This window comes from Enterococcus sp. AAFC-DPL-5146 (genome assembly GCF_058216635.1).
In genome coordinates this window covers 643,288-664,685 of record NZ_CM177103.1, presented here as the reverse complement: position 1 = coordinate 664,685, position 21,398 = coordinate 643,288, and the positions used below count along the sequence as shown (strand labels likewise).

At 37.6% G+C, this 21,398-nt stretch carries 17 protein-coding genes, 3 tRNA genes and 3 rRNA genes; 6 read left to right on the top strand and 17 right to left on the bottom strand.

Going from position 1 to position 21,398, the window contains the following annotated elements; translation table 11 throughout:
- Positions 1-3 precede the first annotated feature (3 nt).
- From fabT to AC4BB2_RS02965, 13 genes are all read right to left on the bottom strand, one after another.
- Positions 4-444: a fatty acid biosynthesis transcriptional regulator FabT gene (fabT, locus tag AC4BB2_RS03025; RefSeq protein WP_490473968.1), complete on the bottom strand. Its 441-nt coding sequence runs from the start codon at positions 442-444 to the stop codon at positions 4-6.
- Positions 445-991: 547 nt separating this feature from the next.
- Positions 992-1,222: a YkuJ family protein gene (locus AC4BB2_RS03020; protein WP_069635996.1), complete on the bottom strand. Its 231-nt coding sequence runs from the start codon at positions 1,220-1,222 to the stop codon at positions 992-994.
- Between the two features lie 100 nt (positions 1,223-1,322).
- Positions 1,323-2,213: an NAD(P)-dependent oxidoreductase gene (locus AC4BB2_RS03015; RefSeq protein WP_490473967.1), complete on the bottom strand. Its 891-nt coding sequence runs from the start codon at positions 2,211-2,213 to the stop codon at positions 1,323-1,325.
- A gap of 76 nt (positions 2,214-2,289) precedes the next feature.
- On the bottom strand, positions 2,290-3,513 hold the full coding sequence (locus AC4BB2_RS03010; RefSeq protein WP_490473966.1) for a glycosyltransferase family 4 protein: 1,224 nt from the start codon (positions 3,511-3,513) through the stop codon (positions 2,290-2,292).
- Positions 3,514-3,533: 20 nt separating this feature from the next.
- On the bottom strand, positions 3,534-4,580 hold the full coding sequence (locus tag AC4BB2_RS03005) for an LTA glycolipid anchor biosynthesis glycosyltransferase, IagA/BgsA family (RefSeq protein ID WP_490473965.1): 1,047 nt from the start codon (positions 4,578-4,580) through the stop codon (positions 3,534-3,536).
- Positions 4,581-4,866: 286 nt separating this feature from the next.
- Positions 4,867-4,940, bottom strand: a tRNA-Asn gene (locus AC4BB2_RS03000).
- Between the two features lie 10 nt (positions 4,941-4,950).
- A 5S ribosomal RNA gene (rrf, locus tag AC4BB2_RS02995) occupies positions 4,951-5,066 on the bottom strand.
- Between the two features lie 95 nt (positions 5,067-5,161).
- A 23S ribosomal RNA gene (locus AC4BB2_RS02990) occupies positions 5,162-8,073 on the bottom strand.
- A gap of 188 nt (positions 8,074-8,261) precedes the next feature.
- A tRNA-Ala gene (locus AC4BB2_RS02985) sits at positions 8,262-8,334 on the bottom strand.
- An 84-nt stretch (positions 8,335-8,418) separates the two neighbouring features.
- Positions 8,419-9,979: ribosomal RNA gene (locus tag AC4BB2_RS02980) — 16S ribosomal RNA — on the bottom strand.
- Together the 16S, 23S and 5S rRNA genes with 2 tRNA genes alongside form the textbook arrangement of a ribosomal RNA operon.
- A 558-nt stretch (positions 9,980-10,537) precedes the next feature.
- The gene (locus AC4BB2_RS02975) at positions 10,538-11,044 is read right to left on the bottom strand and encodes a GNAT family N-acetyltransferase (protein ID WP_490473964.1); all 507 of its coding nucleotides are present in this window, start codon (positions 11,042-11,044) and stop codon (positions 10,538-10,540) included.
- Positions 11,045-11,179: 135 nt separating this feature from the next.
- Entirely contained in the window at positions 11,180-11,542 is a 363-nt protein-coding gene (locus AC4BB2_RS02970) for a hypothetical protein (RefSeq protein WP_490473963.1), read from the bottom strand.
- A gap of 73 nt (positions 11,543-11,615) precedes the next feature.
- Positions 11,616-11,984, bottom strand: coding sequence for a CvfD/Ygs/GSP13 family RNA-binding post-transcriptional regulator (locus AC4BB2_RS02965; RefSeq protein ID WP_490473962.1), 369 nt, complete (start codon positions 11,982-11,984; stop codon positions 11,616-11,618).
- Between the two features lie 201 nt (positions 11,985-12,185).
- Between AC4BB2_RS02965 and AC4BB2_RS02960 the strand changes: the two genes are divergently transcribed.
- Positions 12,186-13,352: a MalY/PatB family protein gene (locus tag AC4BB2_RS02960; RefSeq protein WP_490473961.1), complete on the top strand. Its 1,167-nt coding sequence runs from the start codon at positions 12,186-12,188 to the stop codon at positions 13,350-13,352.
- Between the two features lie 66 nt (positions 13,353-13,418).
- Here AC4BB2_RS02960 and AC4BB2_RS02955 read toward each other — a convergent pair whose 3' ends face one another.
- On the bottom strand, positions 13,419-14,006 hold the full coding sequence (locus tag AC4BB2_RS02955; protein WP_490473960.1) for a peptidylprolyl isomerase: 588 nt from the start codon (positions 14,004-14,006) through the stop codon (positions 13,419-13,421).
- 228 nt (positions 14,007-14,234) lie between these two features.
- On the opposite strand from AC4BB2_RS02955, the gene AC4BB2_RS02950 reads away from it, so the two are divergent.
- The gene (locus tag AC4BB2_RS02950; protein ID WP_490473959.1) at positions 14,235-15,248 is read left to right on the top strand and encodes an NAD(P)/FAD-dependent oxidoreductase; all 1,014 of its coding nucleotides are present in this window, start codon (positions 14,235-14,237) and stop codon (positions 15,246-15,248) included.
- Positions 15,249-15,294: 46 nt separating this feature from the next.
- On the opposite strand, the gene AC4BB2_RS02945 is transcribed toward AC4BB2_RS02950, so the two are convergent.
- The gene (locus AC4BB2_RS02945; RefSeq protein ID WP_490473958.1) at positions 15,295-15,537 is read right to left on the bottom strand and encodes a DUF1450 domain-containing protein; all 243 of its coding nucleotides are present in this window, start codon (positions 15,535-15,537) and stop codon (positions 15,295-15,297) included.
- A gap of 85 nt (positions 15,538-15,622) precedes the next feature.
- Between AC4BB2_RS02945 and AC4BB2_RS02940 the strand changes: the two genes are divergently transcribed.
- On the top strand, positions 15,623-16,129 hold the full coding sequence (locus AC4BB2_RS02940; RefSeq protein ID WP_490473957.1) for a phosphatidylglycerophosphatase A family protein: 507 nt from the start codon (positions 15,623-15,625) through the stop codon (positions 16,127-16,129).
- A 780-nt stretch (positions 16,130-16,909) separates the two neighbouring features.
- On the opposite strand, the gene AC4BB2_RS02935 is transcribed toward AC4BB2_RS02940, so the two are convergent.
- Both AC4BB2_RS02935 and AC4BB2_RS02930 read right to left on the bottom strand, forming a co-directional pair.
- On the bottom strand, positions 16,910-17,770 hold the full coding sequence (locus tag AC4BB2_RS02935) for a hypothetical protein (protein WP_490473956.1): 861 nt from the start codon (positions 17,768-17,770) through the stop codon (positions 16,910-16,912).
- A gap of 173 nt (positions 17,771-17,943) precedes the next feature.
- Positions 17,944-18,016: transfer RNA gene (locus AC4BB2_RS02930), tRNA-Lys, on the bottom strand.
- 551 nt (positions 18,017-18,567) lie between these two features.
- Here AC4BB2_RS02930 and nrdH point away from each other — a divergent pair.
- Genes nrdH through nrdE form a run of 3 tightly spaced genes read left to right on the top strand, consistent with a single transcriptional unit; the run spans position 18,568 to position 21,311 of the window.
- Positions 18,568-18,792, top strand: a complete 225-nt coding sequence (gene nrdH / locus AC4BB2_RS02925) for a glutaredoxin-like protein NrdH (protein ID WP_207121171.1) — start codon at positions 18,568-18,570, stop codon at positions 18,790-18,792.
- Position 18,793: 1 nt separating this feature from the next.
- Positions 18,794-19,171, top strand: coding sequence for a class Ib ribonucleoside-diphosphate reductase assembly flavoprotein NrdI (nrdI, locus tag AC4BB2_RS02920; RefSeq protein ID WP_490473955.1), 378 nt, complete (start codon positions 18,794-18,796; stop codon positions 19,169-19,171).
- Complete coding sequence (gene nrdE / locus AC4BB2_RS02915; protein WP_490473954.1) at positions 19,152-21,311, top strand: class 1b ribonucleoside-diphosphate reductase subunit alpha; 2,160 nt, start codon at positions 19,152-19,154, stop codon at positions 21,309-21,311. Before nrdI ends, nrdE begins: the two co-directional genes overlap by 20 nt.
- Positions 21,312-21,398: the final 87 nt, after the last annotated feature.

Sequence of the window (21,398 nt, the reverse complement as noted above, 5' to 3'; positions counted from 1 at the left end):
TTTTTATTTATACTCCTTTAAAAAATCATGAAGATTTTTCAGTGCTTTTAATAAAGCTTGTTCTTCTACTTTATCCATTCCGGTTAAAATTCTTTTAACCATTTCTCGATGAAAATGCTGGTGGACACGAAAAAGTAATTTTCCTTTTTTGGTCAATCCCAATTTAACTACTCGACGATCATCTTCACTTCGTATACGCTCAACATATGCTTTTTTTACAAGATTGTTGATTGCTACTGTTAGTGTCCCTACAGTGATTGACAATTCTTTGGCAACTTCAGAAGAAGTCTTTTTTTTATACATCCCAATTGCTTCAATTGTGTGCATTTCAGTAATGGATAAGTCATTAAATTGTGATTTCTTTAATTCAGATTCTTCAATTGTCAAAATATCATTGAAGACACTGACAAGATAATCGTTGACTGTTTCTAAATTAGGTTCCATGTATGTGCACCATCCATATACTTTGATTATCAAATCATTTGATGTCCAAACTATATCGCATATGAAAAAAGATTGCAAGTAAAATATTTAATTTTTAATTTTTGTTAAAGAAAAAAGCGAACACTATTGACTGCTTTATTTTAATAAAAAAACTGAATACATGTTGATTTTACTCTATTCTATCAAGAAACATCCAACAGTTTATATTAGGTTTACTATCATCTGTTTTTAGTTTGAACATCAAAGTATTTTACCGATGCTAACTATATAAAAAAAGTGAAATTATCACTTTAGGATCGCTACTAATTGATAATTTCGTAATAATAATTTGCTCTAATACTAGAAAAGAATGAACATTCGTTTTAGTTTAGCTCATTAGGAGAGGACTCTAAAGATCAAAGTGAAGACCAGTGTTAACCTGATACTTCTTTCATTAGCATAGAAAATATGTTTCTAACAAAAAACTCCTGTGGCGTACAAAATTGTACGCCACAGGAGTTTTGATTATTGTCATTGATTTAGTTAACTACTTACTGAAATTTTCTAATTATTGAATTAAATCATAAATTTCCATTGCTACAATATCAATGTTATCAAATTGATAGCTTTGTTGAGAATCTGATTCTGTCAATTCAAATGTTTCAGTTGATTTATCATAGTTTACGATGCATTTTTCTACACCTTCGCGTTCAAAACGACGAACTTGAATTTCGTTATCTGTTGCTTCAGTCATTGCTTCAAGTCTCTTAATAATCGCCACAAGTTGTGAATGTTTCATAATTGGGCCTCCCTTTACAAACTAGTTCTGTACCATTGTATCAAAACATTGCCTTTCTTGCATGATATTTCGTCATTTTTTTTAATTTTTTTGCTGTTCTTTAATTTTTTACAGTTGGCTGTTCTCCATCTTTCCACCATAGTTTGATCAGCGCTTGAGTCCCATCGTTCTCAAAGCCCTTATTAGCAAGCTTTTCATAGAGTTCTGCAGCTAATTTAGTGGATGGTATATTAAGCTCCATTTTCTCAGCCTCATCTAACGCAATTTTTAAATCTTTTATAAAATGTTTTACAAAGAAGCCAGGAGAATAATCTTCTTTTAAAATCCTTGGGCTGTAGTTGCTTAATGACCAGTTAGCAGCACTTCCGCCAGACAAGGTTTCAATGACTTTGTTCAAATCTAATCCAGCTTTATTCCCGTAAACCATCATCTCAGTCATTCCAGTCATAGTACTGGCAATCATGATTTGGTTCGCAAGTTTAGTATGCTGCCCTTTACCAGCTGATCCATGCAATGTAAATGTTTTTCCAAATGTCTTAAAAATAGGCAGAACTTGTTCATAATCCCCTTCTTCACCACCAATCATAATCGTCAATGTCCCATTTTTAGCTCCTAAGTCGCCTCCGGATACAGGGGCATCTAATGCACCCCCACCTAATTCTTTTGCTTTTATAGCTATTTTTTCAGCCAATGTGGGCGTACTTGTAGTTAAATCAACAATTATTTTATCCGTAATATCTTCTGTGAAAATTCCATTCTCACCAAAATAGATTGCCTCTACATCATTTGGAAAGCCGACCATTGTAAAAATAACATCACTGTTTTTCGTGATTTGAGCTGGTGTATCTTTCCATACAGCACCTTCTTTTACTAGTTCATCTGTTTTAGCCTTTGTTCGATTATAGACGTTCACATTCAATCCTTGTTTCATCATATTTTTAATGATTGCAGCACCCATAACACCTGTTCCAATGAATCCAATTTTCGGCATAGCTATAACCCTCCTACTTTTTCTGAAATGAAAAAACTTCTGTTCTTAGTATAAACCAAGAGTAGAAGTTTTACATTTATTTTCTTAAGGAAGTGAGCTTGACTTTGATACGTTCAATAGAAGCTGCTGCCTCTTTTTCTATAGTGAGTTGATCATAGTATTTGATCATATCTTGATAAAACTCTAACATGACATTTCCAAAACGAGTCGCGGATATTTCATAAAGCTTCTCTTTTAAAATAGTTTCATCTGGTTTAATTCCTGATTCAACATAATCAATGAATGTTGGCGCAAAATCAGAATCTGTTTTAAATGTTCGTCCCAAACTTTCATGATCAAATAAATTATTTAAATAAGCATTTCCTTCAATAACACAAGGAACACCAGAAGCCATTGCTTCAGTATAAGTTAAGCCCTGCGTTTCAGAAGTAGAAGCACTAACAAAGTAATCAGCAGCCTTATAGTAAATAGCCACTTGATCATTAGGAACTTCACCAATAAATTGAATATTATCACCTATACCTAATTCTGCCCCTAAACAACGAAGTTTTTCAACATAGGGTCCATCCCCTACAATGACAAGACGGGCATTTGGAAAGCGTTCAATAATAGTCGGTAATCCATTAATAATTGCTTGAATATTCTTTTCGTATGAAATCCGACTTAATGATAACAACATCACATTATCATCTGTTAAACCTAATTCTTGACGTAGATTTTTTTTCATCTCATCTGTAATATCAGGTCTTTCAAATTTTTTAATATCGATTCCAGTAGGAATAATTCTCATCGGTGCTGTTACACCATATTCTTTTAATTTCTCAATTACTCGTTCGCTAGGACAAACAACTCCAGTTGTATGATTTGCAAAAAAACGAGAAAAATATTTCACATGTGTAGGACGTAAAACTTTCCCCTTTGCAATATAATGCAAATAATCCTCATACATCGTATGATATGTATGGATAACAGGAATTTTAAGTTTTTTCCCTACCATTTTACCTAATAATCCTGCTCCAAATTCTGTATGGGTATGAATCAAATCTAATTCCAATTCTTTCGCAATTAAATAAGCATACCACATCCCCCGTACCACAATTCGCCTATCTTTAAATGATACAAAAGGAACACTTGGCATCCGAATAACATCTTCTTCAAATTCTTTTGCATTTGGATCAGTTGTTGTAAAGATATATACTTGATGCCCTTTTTGTTCTAATTCTTCTTTAAGTGTTTTAATAGATGTTGCAACCCCACTCACTTGGGGGAAATATGTATCTGTAAAGAAACCAAATTTCACGATGTTCCCCTCCATCATTTCTAATTTTCCTGATATACCCGTTCATTTTGTTCACTAGCTCCACCGCTCAAAACCTTATCATAAACCTCTTTGAGCTCATGTCCAATTCTTTCAATGCTTTTTGCTTTTGCAACCTCATAACCTGCTTGTCGGGTATTTGGAAGTTTCTTTTCAACAAGCGATTCGATTAAATAAGTAAATTCTTCATTTGTTTTCCCCATATAACAATTTACTTTATCTTCAAGCCAACCTTTATATACTGGAATATCTCTAACCAAAACTTGTTGTTTACTAGCCAAAGCTTCTAGTATTACAATCCCTTCTGTTTCTTCATAAGAAGGAAAGAAAAAGAGATCCGCTGCTGAATAGGCTCCTTCAATAATATCTCCTTTAATATAACCAGGAAATTCCACATTTATAGGATGATCTTCCTTAACAATCGTCCGAATCGCTCTAGGAATTGAATACATGGGTGTATGACCAAACCAAATAAAACGATATTCCGGAAATTTTTTTGCAAGTTCAACAAAATCAATGATTCCTTTTCTTTCAAAATATAAGCCTACACAAACGATTATTTTTTGATTTTCTTTTATCTTAAAATATTCTCTAAATGATTTTTCTTTTTTTTCTGAATGTTCAAATCTCTCCAAATCAATTCCATTTGAAATTGAAGCAATTGGAACTTTTATACCATAACCTTCTAATAGACCTTTTGAATATGGAGTAGGCGTAATTAAATAATCAGCTTTAGAATATAAGCTAACTAAATACTTCTTCACTAAAGGAGAAATTTGATTTGATCCAATAAATGAATTTCTAAAATCTTCCTCTGTTGAATGTGCGTGATAAATAACTTTTTTTCCCATTCTTCTTGCTTTATTGACCATATTATGGCTGTTTATTCCATAAGTATTAATATGTAAAATATCATAATCTGTACAATTAGCATCTAGTGTATACTCAATTCCAACTTCAAAGAGTGCCCGCTTCTGATGGTCTAATGCTCGTCCTATTCCAGACTTCGCTAATATTTTTTCACCTTCAAAATATAATAAAACCTTCACGTAGACCCTCCTAACTTCTTTAAGTTATTATAACATAGGTTAAAGAATCCATACTCAATCTAAAGACCTAGTTTAATAAACTTACAAATATTATATCAAAAAATAGCCCAGGAAAGCCATTATTCCATAAAATAGATTCTTTACATGACAAAATTGTTAGATAGAAATAATTAATTTTGGCACTTACACTATTATTCCATCTTTTATCCATTCTATCAAATAATAAAGTTTTTATTACTTATAAAATAAAAAAAGAACGAAAACTTATTTAGTCTTCGTTCTTTTACTCCGGCAGTAGGACTCGAACCTACGACATCATGATTAACAGTCATGCGCTACTACCAACTGAGCTATGCCGGAATAACAACTAGCGTGGCGACGTCCTACTCTCACAAAGGGAAACCCTTCACTACAATCGGCGCTAAGAAGCTTAACTTCTGTGTTCGGCATGGGAACAGGTGTATCCTTCTCGCTATCGCCACCACACTGGGTGTTGTTACTATTAAGTTGAGTGATTATTCACTCAAAACTGGATTGAAGTAGTAATCAAAGCTTCCGAAAAACTTTTTTATTTCGTTTCTTTGGTTAAGTCCTCGACCGATTAGTATTGGTCCGCTCCGTACATCACTGCACTTCCACTTCCAACCTATCTACCTGATCATCTCTCAGGGGTCTTACTTTCTTAAAGAAATGGGAAATCTCATCTTGAGGTGGGCTTCACACTTAGATGCTTTCAGCGTTTATCCCTTCCCTACATAGCTACCCAGCAATGCCCTTGGCAGAACAACTGGTACACCAGCGGTAAGTCCATCCCGGTCCTCTCGTACTAAGGACAGCTCCTCTCAAATTTCCAACGCCCGCGACGGATAGGGACCGAACTGTCTCACGACGTTCTGAACCCAGCTCGCGTGCCGCTTTAATGGGCGAACAGCCCAACCCTTGGGACCGACTACAGCCCCAGGATGCGACGAGCCGACATCGAGGTGCCAAACCTCCCCGTCGATGTGGACTCTTGGGGGAGATAAGCCTGTTATCCCCAGGGTAGCTTTTATCCGTTGAGCGATGGCCCTTCCATGCGGAACCACCGGATCACTAAGCCCGACTTTCGTCCCTGCTCGACTTGTAAGTCTCGCAGTCAAGCTCCCTTCTGCCTTTACACTCTGCGAATGATTTCCAACCATTCTGAGGGAACCTTTGGGCGCCTCCGTTACCTTTTAGGAGGCGACCGCCCCAGTCAAACTGCCCACCTGACACTGTCTCCCACCGCGATAAGCGGTGCGGGTTAGAGGGTTCATAACACAAGGGTAGTATCCCACCAGCGCCTCCACCGAAACTAGCGTTCCGGGTTCATCGGCTCCTACCTATCCTGTACATGTGGTACAAACACTCAATATCAAGCTACAGTAAAGCTCCATGGGGTCTTTCCGTCCTGTCGCGGGTAACCTGCATCTTCACAGGTACTAAAATTTCACCGAGTCTCTCGTTGAGACAGTGCCCAAATCGTTACGCCTTTCGTGCGGGTCGGAACTTACCCGACAAGGAATTTCGCTACCTTAGGACCGTTATAGTTACGGCCGCCGTTTACTGGGGCTTCAATTCTGAGCTTCGCCGAAGCTAACCCATCCTCTTAACCTTCCAGCACCGGGCAGGCGTCAGCCCCTATACGTCATCTTTCGATTTTGCAGAGACCTGTGTTTTTGATAAACAGTCGCTTGGGCCTATTCACTGCGGCTGACCGAAGTCAGCACCCCTTCTCCCGAAGTTACGGGGTCATTTTGCCGAGTTCCTTAACGAGAGTTCGCTCGCTCACCTTAGGATACTCTCCTCGACTACCTGTGTCGGTTTACGGTACGGGCAGTTGTTTTCTCACTAGAAGCTTTTCTTGACAGTGTGACATCAGGAACTTCGGTACTATTATTTCCCTCCCCATCACAGCTTGTCCGTACAGAGTAAAGCATTTGACTCTACTCAAGACTTACTGCTTGGACATGCACTTCCAGTCGCATGCATTCCTTAGCCTCCTGCGTCCCTCCATTGCTCAAACAAAAACAACTGGTACAGGAATATCAACCTGTTGTCCATCGCCTACGCCTATCGGCCTCGGCTTAGGTCCCGACTAACCCTGGGCGGACGAGCCTTCCCCAGGAAACCTTAGTCATACGGTGGACGGGATTCTCACCCGTCTTTCGCTACTCATACCGGCATTCTCACTTCTAAGCGCTCCAGCCGTCCTCACGATCGACCTTCAACGCCCTTAGAACGCTCTCCTACCATTACACCAGAGGTGTAATCCACAGCTTCGGTAAACTATTTAGCCCCGGTACATTTTCGGCGCAGGGTCACTCGACTAGTGAGCTATTACGCACTCTTTAAATGGTGGCTGCTTCTGAGCCAACATCCTAGTTGTCTGTGCAACCCCACATCCTTTTCCACTTAATAGTTATTTTGGGACCTTAGCTGGTGGTCTGGGCTGTTTCCCTTTCGACTACGGATCTTATCACTCGCAGTCTGACTCCCGGATATAAATGAATGGCATTCGGAGTTTATCTGAATTCGGTAACCCGAGATGGGCCCCTAGTCCAAACAGTGCTCTACCTCCATCATTCTTAATTCCGAGGCTAGCCCTAAAGCTATTTCGGAGAGAACCAGCTATCTCCAAGTTCGTTTGGAATTTCTCCGCTACCCACAGCTCATCCCCGCACTTTTCAACGTACGTGGGTTCGGTCCTCCAGTGCGTTTTACCACACCTTCAACCTGGCCATGGGTAGATCACATGGTTTCGGGTCTACGACTACATACTCATTCGCCCTATTCAGACTCGCTTTCGCTGCGGCTCCGTCTCTTCAACTTAACCTCGCATGCAATCGTAACTCGCCGGTTCATTCTACAAAAGGCACGCCATCACCCATTAACGGGCTTTGACTTGTTGTAGGCACACGGTTTCAGGATCTATTTCACTCCCCTTCCGGGGTGCTTTTCACCTTTCCCTCACGGTACTGGTTCACTATCGGTCATTAGGGAGTATTTAGCCTTGCGGGATGGTCCCCGCGGATTCCGACGGAATTTCTCGTGTTCCGCCGTACTCAGGATCCTCCTAGGTGTTGCCAACATTTCGTCTACGGGGCTATTACCCTCTTTAGCGGACCTTTCCAAGTCCTTCGACTATCTTGACAGACTACCACAACGGAGTCCTACAACCCCAACAAGCAAGCTTGTTGGTTTGGGCTCTTCCCGTTTCGCTCGCCGCTACTCAGGGAATCGAATTTTCTTTCTCTTCCTGCAGGTACTTAGATGTTTCAGTTCTCTGCGTCTACCTCTAACCAGCTATGTATTCACTGGAAAGTAACATCCTATAAAAGATGCTGGGTTTCCCCATTCGGAAATCTCTGGATCATAGCTCACTTACAGCTCCCCAAAGCATATCGGTGTTAGTCCCGTCCTTCATCGGCTCCTAATGCCAAGGCATCCACCGTGCGCCCTTATTCACTTAACCTTACGATCTTACGATCGGTTTTGTTTGGTTCGTTTCTCTAGCGATAGAGGCGTCACCAATAAAATAAGCTTCGAACAATTTTAATTAAAAAACTCATTCAACGCGGTGTTCTCGGTTTGTTTTGATTACTTTTTTACTTCAATATCCAGTTTTCAATGAACAATATTTTAGTAACCAATGGTTACTAATGGAGCCTAGCGGGATCGAACCGCTGACCTCCTGCGTGCAAAGCAGGCGCTCTCCCAGCTGAGCTAAGGCCCCGTATTACGTATTAAAATTGAGAGTAAACCTCTCAAAACTGAACAAAGTATCGACGAATGTGTAAGTTTCCGTAATATTCCTTAGAAAGGAGGTGATCCAGCCGCACCTTCCGATACGGCTACCTTGTTACGACTTCACCCCAATCATCTATCCCACCTTAGGCGGCTGGCTCCACAAGGGTTACCTCACCGACTTCGGGTGTTACAAACTTTCGTGGTGTGACGGGCGGTGTGTACAAGGCCCGGGAACGTATTCACCGCGGCGTGCTGATCCGCGATTACTAGCGATTCCGGCTTCATGTAGGCGAGTTGCAGCCTACAATCCGAACTGAGAGAAGCTTTAAGAGATTTGCATGACCTCGCGGCCTAGCGACTCGTTGTACTTCCCATTGTAGCACGTGTGTAGCCCAGGTCATAAGGGGCATGATGATTTGACGTCATCCCCACCTTCCTCCGGTTTGTCACCGGCAGTCTCGCTAGAGTGCCCAACTGAATGATGGCAACTAACAATAAGGGTTGCGCTCGTTGCGGGACTTAACCCAACATCTCACGACACGAGCTGACGACAACCATGCACCACCTGTCACTTTGTCCCCGAAGGGAAAGCTCTATCTCTAGAGTGGTCAAAGGATGTCAAGACCTGGTAAGGTTCTTCGCGTTGCTTCGAATTAAACCACATGCTCCACCGCTTGTGCGGGCCCCCGTCAATTCCTTTGAGTTTCAACCTTGCGGTCGTACTCCCCAGGCGGAGTGCTTAATGCGTTAGCTGCAGCACTGAAGGGCGGAAACCCTCCAACACTTAGCACTCATCGTTTACGGCGTGGACTACCAGGGTATCTAATCCTGTTTGCTCCCCACGCTTTCGAGCCTCAGCGTCAGTTACAGACCAGAGAGTCGCCTTCGCCACTGGTGTTCCTCCATATATCTACGCATTTCACCGCTACACATGGAATTCCACTCTCCTCTTCTGCACTCAAGTCTCCCAGTTTCCAATGACCCTCCCCGGTTGAGCCGGGGGCTTTCACATCAGACTTAAGAAACCGCCTGCGCTCGCTTTACGCCCAATAAATCCGGACAACGCTTGCCACCTACGTATTACCGCGGCTGCTGGCACGTAGTTAGCCGTGGCTTTCTGGTTAGATACCGTCAAGGTAAGAGCAGTTACTCTCCTACTTGTTCTTCTCTAACAACAGAGTTTTACGATCCGAAAACCTTCTTCACTCACGCGGCGTTGCTCGGTCAGACTTTCGTCCATTGCCGAAGATTCCCTACTGCTGCCTCCCGTAGGAGTCTGGGCCGTGTCTCAGTCCCAGTGTGGCCGATCACCCTCTCAGGTCGGCTATGCATCATGGCCTTGGTGAGCCGTTACCTCACCAACTAGCTAATGCACCGCGGGTCCATCCATCAGTGACACCCGAAAGCGTCTTTCAAATCAACACCATGCGGTGTCGACTATTATGCGGTATTAGCACCTGTTTCCAAGTGTTATCCCCCTCTGATGGGTAGGTTACCCACGTGTTACTCACCCGTCCGCCACTCCTCTTTTCAAATGAGTGCAAGCACTCGGTAGAAAAGAAGCGTTCGACTTGCATGTATTAGGCACGCCGCCAGCGTTCGTCCTGAGCCAGGATCAAACTCTCATAATAAAAGTTGAACACAATCCGAAGATTGTTAAGCTCATTTGGTTGCTAGCATATTGCTTCGCTTTTGTTAAAAATTGTTGTTTGTTTTTACCGTTGTAAAAACAACCTACACATTTGGTTCGTCTTACTTTGTTCAGTTTTCAAAGGTCTACTTTGTTACCTCGCAGCAACTTTTATATCATATCAAATCGACGATTTGATGTCAACACTTTTTTTCAAAAGTTTCAAAGTTTTTTTCTGCTTGTTGTTGTCGAGTCTTTCTTGACAACTTCATTAGTTTATCAGGTTGTTTGTTATTTGTCAACAACTTTCTTCCTGATTTTTCAAGTTTTTTTAAAACTCGAAATGTTATTCTATTTTTGTCGTTTGGCGTTTTTCATCAGTGCCTTGCGACAAGATATAATATACCAAGTTTCAGCGCTTTGGTCAACCATTATTTTAAAAAAAATTAAAAAGTTTTTTCTTGATTCCTATTGTAAATAATACGACTTTCGTCTTTAAGTGTTATCTAAGATTTCCCATTGTAAATTCCATTCAAAACCTTATAAATTCCGATTGATTTTAAAAACAATATGAAAATAGTTCGAATTTCATTCCGCTAGAATCCGTTGAGCTTCCTATATTAGTAAATTTATTTTCTTTATAAAACTGCACTAGCTTATGATTACTAGCTAAACAATCTAAACGTAACTCATTTACCTCCTCTTTAAACTTTACTTTTAATGCACTAAGTAATTCTTCCCCATATCCTTTTCTTCTATATATAGGACGGATGATTACACGATGGATATAGTACGACTTTTGATGAAGTCCATATTTTTCCCAAAGTAACTTGTCCCATGCTGTTGGTGTTTCCCACGCTGCGACCATTCCGACTAACTGTTTATCATTATTATAGAAGAAAAATACTTTCCCTCTTTCCACCGCTTTAGCTAATTCATGTTTGTCTTCCCCTTGCAAAACTTCTGACCACTGGTTACTGCCTACTTCTTTCAACCATTCAGCTGTTTCTTTTAATATTGACATAACAACTTGAGTTTCAGTCGCTGCTACCCGTCTTAATTCCATATTGATTTCCTCCTAATATAAGTTCTTGCTGTAAAAAAGAAAGCATAGCAAAACTAATAGTTAGTTTTGCTATGCCTTTAAATCCGAGATAAAGAGTCTGTATTACTACTCCTTCTTATGTTATGTATCTTGATATTAAAACATCGGTACTCCTTCGATTTCATAAGAAGCTAATAAATTTTTTAATTCTGTTGGTTTCTCCCAGACATAATTGTCATTTATTTCAGAAACAATATGATCTTCGTTCATTTCAAAAACAAATAAAGGCATATTTTCAGCATCTGTATGTGCATTTGTTAACTCGACTAAACTAATTGAAGTAACATCTAGTTGAATCTCTTCTTTGAAAAGCTGCAACATACTTGCTAAACCTGTCATATCTTCAGAAACTTTTGTTGTGACAAACTCCATCGAATTACCAACTGGATGAACAAGAAACTTTTTTGAACCATCATTTAGATTCAGCATAATAGTACCAGCGACTTTTTTGTTAGACAAAACATCCACCTCAATTAATTTTTGTTTTCAGAAACTAGAAGAATTGTACCATATTTTCTGAAAAAAAACAGAATTATTTCGCAAGTAGTTTTTCCATTGCTTCATCAGTCCATACCGGAAGCTCTTTTTCTAAAGTATCAAAGCCAATTTTTTTATTTTTATTGGTAAAATATTTTTTCCGTCGATGGTTCAACTGCTGTGCTTGGGGTTCTAAAGTTCTTAATGATAAACTGATTTTCTGAGAATACTCATCAATATCAATAACCTGAACTTTTACTTTTTGTCCCACTGCCAATAAGCTGTGAATATTCTTGGTATAACCAGCTTGCACTTCTGAAACATGAATTAACCCTTGAAGTGTATCGCTTAATGAAACAAAAGCCCCATATGGTTGCAACCCTGTAATTGTTCCGCTAAGAATCATCCCTATTTTATATTCCATAATGTTATCCTCTTTTCGTTAATCCAATCAAAATGATTTTATCATTTAAAATAATATCACTTTCTATTCAAAAGTGCATGACTTTATTTCTACTATTGTATTATTAATTCTTTTTGTTCATATTTTGTTTAAAGTCTATTATACTATACTTAAATCTTATTTAACGAAAAAATGCTTTTGATTATAGAAAGGATGGATTGAATGACAGAATTTGACACAGTATATAATCGACGCAATTCAAATTGTTCTAAGTGGGATTCCATTAAAGAGACATACGGAGAAGAAGATCTTTTACCATTATGGATAGCTGATATGGATTTTAAAGCAAACCCACCTGTTTTAGAAGCATTAAAGAAAACTGTGGATCAAGGTATCCTCGGTTACTCTCCTGCGCCTGCTTCATTGTATGAAGCCATTCAGAGTTGGCAGAAACGTCGCCATGATTATTCGATTGATAAAGAAGCGATTCTTTTCAACAGCGGAGTCGTTCCAAGTCTCTCTATAGCAATCCAAGCATATACTAATCCAGGTGATGGCGTCTTGATCCATGATCCAGTTTATCCTCCATTTGCTAAAGTTGTCGAACAAAACAAGCGAAAGCTCGTTCGTAGTCCGTTACTAGTAGAACAAGATCATTTTGTAATGAACCTAGACGAAATGGAAAAACAAATCGTTGCTGAAAATGTACGTCTCTTTATTCTGTGTAATCCTCACAATCCTGGTGGACGTGTCTGGACAAGAAGTGAGTTAGAAGCTTTTGGTAAATTATGTGCTAAATACGATGTACTGGTCATTAGCGATGAGATTCACCAAGATTTGATTTTTGCGCCTCATGCATTTACAACGTTCGCTAATGTCCATCCAACATTTAAGGATTTTTCGATTACTTTGACAGCTGCAACAAAAACATTCAATTTAGCTGGTATCAAAAACTCAATGATTTTTATTGAAAACTCTGATTTACGAAAAAAATTCATTGAAGCACAAGAACAAAATTTTCAAAATGAAATCAATATATTTGGCTATGTCGGGACTGAAGCTGCTTATGAAAATGGTGACGCTTGGTTAGAGGAGCTACTAGATTATTTAACTAAAAACATCAATACTGTAAATGAATTTTTAAAAAACGAGCTTCCTCTAGTCAAAATGATGCGCCCAGAAGGAACTTACTTGATTTGGTTAGATTTTTCAGCTTACGGTCTGAGCGATGCTCAATTGCAAAAACAATTGATTCATAAAGGAAACGTCGTCTTAAATCCCGGAATTAGCTTTGGGCCACAAGGAACACAACATATGCGTTTAAATGTTGCTTGTCCAAAAGAAACATTAATAGAAGGTTTACGTAGAATCAAACATTCTTTTGAATAAAATAAAAAAGTGAAGTAGAAACCGTTACAGTTTCTGCTTCACTTTTTTTATTAAGCTACTTAGCTCTTATTCACTGATTTCTACTTTATCAATCACTACATCAAATGCTGGACGATCTTGTGAATCTCTTTGAACGCCTCCAATTTCGTCAACCACATCCATACCTTCCACTACATGACCAAAAACAGTATGACGGAAATCTAACCAAGGTGTTCCGCCCTTTTTATATGCTTCAATTACTTCTGTAGGAAAACCAGCACCTTCTAATTGTCCCATCATGTTTGCTGGAACATTTTGGTTATTAACAATGAAGAATTGACTGCCATTTGTATTTGGCCCTGCGTTTGCCATTGATAAGGCACCGCGTAAGTTAAAAACGTCTTTGGAGAATTCATCTTCAAATTTTTCGCCGTAAATACTTTCGCCACCCATGCCTGTTCCAGTGGGATCTCCACCTTGAATCATGAAATCAGGGATTACACGGTGAAAAATCACACCATCATAATAGCCTTTCTTTGCTAATTGAACGAAGTTTTCAACTGTTTTAGGTGCTTGTTCTGGGAAAAGCTGAACAGTAATATCTCCGCGGTTTGTTTTTATTACAGCTTTAGGGCCTTTAACATTTGCTAAATCTAATTGTGGAAACTCTGACATAGTTATTTCCTCCTAGTTAATTTTTACTTACTTATAATATCATATCGAACTTCACTTGAAAATTCCATTATCTTTGACAATCTCTTAAAAGAACCTTATTTTTCACAAACTTCCACTTGCTTTTTTCTGTTACAAGTGATATTTTGTGAAAAACGATATACTGCATTTTTTAGATTTCATTTGATACAGATGAAAACTTTTTTATTATAGAAACTGGAGGAAATTTTGATGTCCGATTCAAAAAACATTTATGATCTAACCATCGTTGGCGCAGGGCCTGTTGGTCTTTTCGCTGCTTTTTATGCAGGGATTCGTAAAGCTAAAACTAAAATTATTGATAGTCTGCCTCAACTTGGTGGACAACTATCCACGCTTTACCCTGAAAAATATATTTATGATGTTCCCGGCTTTCCCGCAATCAAAGCTAGTGAACTCATTGAAAATCTAGAAAAACAAATCGCTCCATTTGCTCATGAGACTTGTTTAGAAGAAGAAGTCAGAAATTTAGTTCAAGAGGATGGTTACCTTCGTATTGAAACATCAAAAGGTGTCCACTACTCTAAAGCAGTTATATTCGCTATTGGAAATGGTTCATTCCAACCTAGACGCTTAACTATTGATGGCGCAGCAGAGCTTGAAGGAAACCATGTCCATTATTATGTAACGGATATGAGCAAGTTTTCTGGTAAAAAAGTTGCCATAGCCGGAGGTGGTGATTCTGCCATTGATTGGGCGTTAATGTTGGAACCAATCGCAGAAGAAGTTTCTATCATTCACCGTCGTCCTGAGTTTCGTGGACATGAGCATAGCGTAGATAATTTAAAGAACTCTGAAGTTGCTATTTACACGCCTTACGTCATTGATCAACTATTAGTCGAAGATGATTCATTCAAAGGCATTCAGTTGAAAGAAACAAAAGCTGATAATTTTGAAAAGCTTGATCTGGATTCTTTGATTATTAATTACGGCTTCACTTCATCTTTGAGCCATTTAAAAGACTGGGGTTTAGATGTTAGTCGAAATGCAATTGAAGTAAATTCAGATATGTCTACAAATATTCCAGGCGTTTATGCTGTTGGTGATATTTGTAACTATGATGGAAAAGTAAAATTAATTGCAACAGGATTTGGTGAAGCTCCAACAGCCGTTAATAATGCGCTGCACTTTATCAAACCTGACACTAGAACTCAACCAATGCACAGTACTAGTTTGTTTGAAGGAAAAGAAGCTAAAATGCTTTAATAAAAATTGGAAGCTGTCATATAATAGACAACTTCCAATTTTTTTGCTATCCCATTTCTTCTTGCCAAAGTAAAATTGCTTTCTTTATATTCTCAACCAATTCTTCTGGTGTATCACCTATAATCCGTTCTCCTTCAAAAAGAACAAAGTACGTTTGGGCACAAAGAACACATTCATTCATGCAAGAATAAGTGATTACATCTCCATTTTCTTCAATAAATGGGTCACTAAGCAACAGTTCTCCGCCATTAGCTAAATTTTGTTCACAACATTCTATAAGTGGATTCATCTATCTTCTCCTTGCATTTTTCTCTTAAGATAGTATACCATTGATGTATTCTAATTTTAATAATGATGCATTGGAGGTTTTTATTTTGGTTATAAATGGAGAAACATTAGAAAGTAAAGCACGACAATTATTAAAAGATCGTGGTGTTGAGATGGAAGATTTGGCAGAATTAGTTTTATTTTTACAAAAGCCTTATATTGAAGATCTTGATTTAGCAACATGTATTGAAAATATTGATAGTGTCTTATCGAAACGGGAAGTGCATAACGCAATCATCACTGGGATTCAGCTAGATATTTTGGCTGAAGAAAAGAAATTATTGCATCCTCTGCAAGAAATTTTAGAAGAAGATGAAGGTCTTTATGGGATTGATGAAATTTTGGCTCTTTCGATTGTTAACGTGTATGGTTCGATTGGTTTTACTAATTACGGATATATCGATAAAGTGAAACCAGGAATTTTAACCAAGTTAAATTCTCATGAAGGACCACATGTTCATACATTTTTAGATGATATTGTTGGTGCCATAGCAGCAGCTGCTGCTAGTCGTTTAGCTCACTCACAACCAGATAAAAGTATGATTACACAATAGATATTTCTTGCTGATACAAAATTTAGGATTCTTAAAAAGTATTTTTTGTTTATTTTTCATAGGCTTTTCAATTGCTTCTATAGTAAATCTTATATTATAATAAGTTCAAAGTATATGACATCCATTATACTTAGGTATAAAGCTACCACTATAGGTAATAAAAAGTTCCTTCTAAATTTAAGTGAACCTATTTTTCAATCGTTGATTTTCTTCCCCAAAAGACAGATCAAGCACCTATAGTGGTAAAGCTTTATCCCATATACCCAAAACTGTTAACTCATACCTAACTCCTTTATCTAGGTACAAGAACAAGGATAAAGATAGAAGGAAAAAATAAAAAAACGGTATCAGAATTCCTTCCAATACCGTTGTATCGTTCAATAAGTAAACGCTAGCATGTTCATCATCTTGAGTATTTTTAGGGGTAGATATTTTCCTAAAAATTGAGTACAATGAATCATGTCAGTGCATTTGCATTGACGAGGGCAACTTGATTGGTCAGTGTCTGCTGACTTATCAGGGCTTCGTAGTTTGGTGGCCGCCAAACTATGAAGTGCCTTTTTTTATTTTATTATTTCACTTCTATCATGTACTCATTGTACAAGATGAGTGAATGTTTCGTCAATGCTGATTCCGCTTTATTTTTTCATTAAAAATCAATTGTTCTTCTTTATTTCTTTATAAAAATAACAGATAGAACCATTAGTTTATTATTTTTTTGTTATTAGTGAATCTTATTAATAAACTAATATTCCCCGTCGCTAACATCTAGCTAAGTAATCATTGATTTGTTGATACAGTCATTTTAACTGCTTGTAACGCATCAAAATGCTGAATTGTGTAAACGATCGTTCCTTTTTGCCAAACCACTGAGTTGGTTTGATAACTATCACTTGTACTAGCTGTTAAAGAAATCTGTCCAACATTTTGAGGAGCTGGCAGCATGGCTGTTTCTAAATAAGTAACGACTTGTTTAGCTAGCGGCTCAGCTATTTCACCTCCTATATTTGAAGCTCTGACAACTAAACTCCAGTTGCCTTCTTGCCACGATAGGTAAGTTGAACCTGCGGCACCTTGCTGATATCCTGTGATTCCATACCCCAGATCAATCTTGCTACCACCATTATCGATGATTTGTCCCACTGCATTGGTAGCCGCTTCATTTGACTCATACGTTTTTTTCTCAAATGAGGAGATTGGTTGTAAATCATTAACAGAAATATCATTAACAGAAATCGGACGATCTTCTGCATAGTACAAAATTCTAAAGTTATTTTGATCGACAGTTCTCGTCGTTGCTGCTGTTAAATATTTAGCTGTTTGACTTGTCAATATCGCTTGAGGTAAACGATCGTTTGGAAATGCCGTATTAAGCTGACTTAAAACGACCTCCGCTTGTTTTGCTGGCGAGTCTGTATCTGATTTTACAGTAGATTGACTTTCACTTGTTTTTGTTTCAGATGAAGATTTTGTTGAACTTTGCTCGGTGGTACTTTGCTTCGTTGTAGTTTTGCTAGTTGATGTACTTGTTTGACTACTTTTTGGCGGAACTGAACTTTCAACTGTTTTGCCTTTGCCCCCACAAGCGCTAAGCGATAGTCCTGCAAGTAATATAAATGAAAAAATGATCTTCTTTTTCATATTTTTCCCCCTCCTAGATGGTTCTTTTAGTTTATCATCAAATAACAGAATACTCACTTCATATGATTCTATTTTTTTAGTTACTAATGGAACAAAAAAAGAGAACGCATATTCCATCTTCGAAACGTCCGAAGACGCCGATAGAATACCATTCTCGTGGGTTTGGCACCCAATGGGTCGTAAGGGGCTCGAACCCATGACCCGCTGATTAAGAGTCAGCTGCTCTACCAACTGAGCTAACGACCCAAATTGTTTAGTACTTAAATATTGTAGCACTCGAAAGTGGTTTATTCAAGAGGAAACATATGGTACAACAAAAATAAATAGCAACTATATTTATCTCGTTGTCATCAGTACGCCCTACTCTTTTTGTCATTTCTTTACGGAATGTCTAGCATGACAATCAGACAAAACTTTCAAAAAAATTCTATTCACATAATCAATGATAGGAATGTTCCTTTCTAATTCATAAATCCGTTCTTTTACCTATAGTAAGAAAATAATTAACGATCAAAATTGTATACATTCTGTTAGTGTCTCCTTAAATATTACACCACTATATCTTGTGTTTTCCAGATTAAAAATTCCAACTCAAAATTTAATAAATTTCTTTTTTAAACACGAATTTTACAATAATAGTCTCTCAAATCTAGAGAATACATGCTTTCATATTTCTTTCAAAAACACAAAACATGGTATTCAACAAAAAAACGACCACAATATGTAGTGCCTAAGTGTTGACTTTTTCCCTGAGAGATTTATACTAGTGAAGTAAACTAATTGAGGGGGAATTAAAAATGAACGTAAAAATCTTTTCTAAAAATAATTGTATCCAATGTAAGATGGCAAAACGTTTTTTAAGCGAGAATAATATAGCATTTGAAGAAGTAAATATCGACATCCAACCAGATGCGATTGACTGGTTAAAAGAACAAGGATTCCAAAGTGTTCCAGTTATTACTTCTGACGCTGCAACAGTTGTAGGTTTCCGTCCTGATCAATTAAAACAATTGGCTAGCTAAAATGAAAATTGTCTATTTTACAGTTACCGGACAAACTAGACGCTTCATTAAAAAATTGGATTTGCCAGCTTACGAAATTGAGCCTGCGAATCCTTTTTTTGAGATAAATGAACCATTTATCCTAGTCGTTCCTACTTACGATCAAGAAATAACCGAAGTGGTGAATGATTTTCTTGATTATAAAAGCAATCGTGAACAATTAAAAGGTGTTGCTGGAGGCGGCAACCTTAATTTTGCAGAATTATTTGTGTATACAGCCAAAGACATAGCACGTGATTACAAAGTTCCGATGCTTTTTGCTTTTGAGTTTAGCGGTACGAACGAAGACGTAGAATCCTTTAAGAAAGTAGTGAATGAACTTGAGTCTAAAAGAAATTAAAGATGTTAGCTATTTTAAGTTAAATAACGAGATCAACCGTCCCGTTGATGGACAAATTCCTTTGCATAAAGATAAAGAAGCATTGGAAGCATTTTTCAAAGAAAATGTCATTCCTAATACAAGAACCTTCAATACAGTAGAAGAAAAAATCAACTATCTAATCGACAATGATTATCTAGAAACAGCATTTATTCAAAAATATTCTATGGCTTTCATTGAAAAACTATATACATTTTTAGATGAACAAAACTTTGAATTCAAATCATTTATGGCAGCTTATAAGTTTTATTCACAATATGCGTTGAAAAATAATGCAGGAACTGAATACCTAGAAAGTTATGACGATCGAGTTGCTTTCAACGCTTTATACTTCGCTGATGGCAATGAAGAATTAGCTTTAGTTTTAGCAGATGAAATGATCCACCAACGCTACCAACCGGCAACTCCTTCATTCTTAAATGCAGGACGTAAACGTCGTGGTGAACTTGTTTCTTGTTTCTTGATTCAAGTCACAGATGATATGAACAGCATCGGCCGTTCAATCAACTCAGCTTTACAGTTATCAAGAATTGGTGGCGGTGTAGGTATCACATTAGCTAACTTACGGGAAGCGGGAGCACCAATCAAAGGATATGAAGGTGCTGCTAGCGGTGTCGTTCCAGTTATGAAATTATTCGAAGATAGCTTTAGTTATTCAAATCAATTGGGTCAACGTCAAGGTGCTGGAGTTGTTTATCTAAACGTTTTCCATCCAGATATCGAAATGTTTCTTTCAACTAAAAAAGAAAATGCGGATGAAAAAGTTCGTGTGAAGACATTATCTTTAGGAATCGTTGTTCCTGATAAATTTTATGAATTGGCTCGCAATAACGAAGATATGTATTTATTCAGCCCATATAGTGTGGAGCGTGAATACGGTGTTCCTTTCTCATACATTGATATTACAAAAGAATATGATAATCTAGTAGCTAATCCAAAAATTCGTAAACGTAAAATCAAAGCTCGTGATTTAGAAAATGAAATTTCTAAATTACAACAAGAGTCTGGCTACCCATACATTATTAATATTGATACAGCTAATAGAAGCAATCCAGCTTATGGAAAAATCATCATGAGTAACCTATGTTCAGAAATATTACAAGTTCAAACACCTTCTGTTTTAAACGGAAAACAAGAATACGAAACACTTGGTACAGATATTAGCTGTAACTTAGGTTCTACAAATATCGTCAATTTGATGGATAGTCCTGATTTTGGTAAATCTGTTCGTGCAATGACTCGTGCGTTAACATTTGTTACTGACGCTTCTGATATTGATGTAGTTCCTTCTATTCAAAATGGTAATAGATTAAGTCATACAATTGGTCTTGGTGCAATGGGTCTTCATACCTTCTTTGCTAAAAACCATATGACATACGGCTCTAAAGATTCTCTAGATTTTACAAACGTATACTTTACTTTATTAAATTATTGGACTTTAGTAGAAAGCAATAACATCGCTAAACAATACAATGAAACATTCCACAATTTCGAAAAATCAGATTATGCCAATGGTTCATATTTTGATAAATATATTGACGGTGATTTCACTCCTCAATCAGATAAGGTCAAAGAAATCTTCAAAGATATCTTTATACCAAGTGCCGAGGACTGGTCAAACTTACGTGATGCAGTGAAAAAAGATGGCTTATATCACCAAAATCGTCTTGCAGTAGCACCTAATGGCTCTATTTCTTATATCAATGATACAAGTGCTAGTATTCACCCTATCACTCGTATGATTGAAGAACGTCAAGAAAAGAAAATTGGTAAAATTTATTACCCTGCTCCTCATCTAGCAAATGACACAATTCCATATTACACATCTGCTTATGATATGGACATGCGTAAAGTCATTGATGTTTATGCGACAGCACAACAACATGTGGATCAAGGTATGAGTTTAACTTTATTCATGCGTTCAGAAATTCCGATGGGCATTTATGAATGGAAAGATTCACCAAAACAAACAACTCGTGATTTAAATATTTTACGTCACTATGCTTTCCATAAAGGGGTAAAATCAATTTATTACGTAAGAACATTCACTGATGATGCAGAAGAAATCGGCAGCAACCAATGTGAAAGTTGCGTTATTTAACGACGTGTTTAGCTCTACAGAAATTTAAATGAACTCTAAAAAACAAGGCGTCCTTAGGTCGCCTTGTTCTATGATTTACTGTATTTT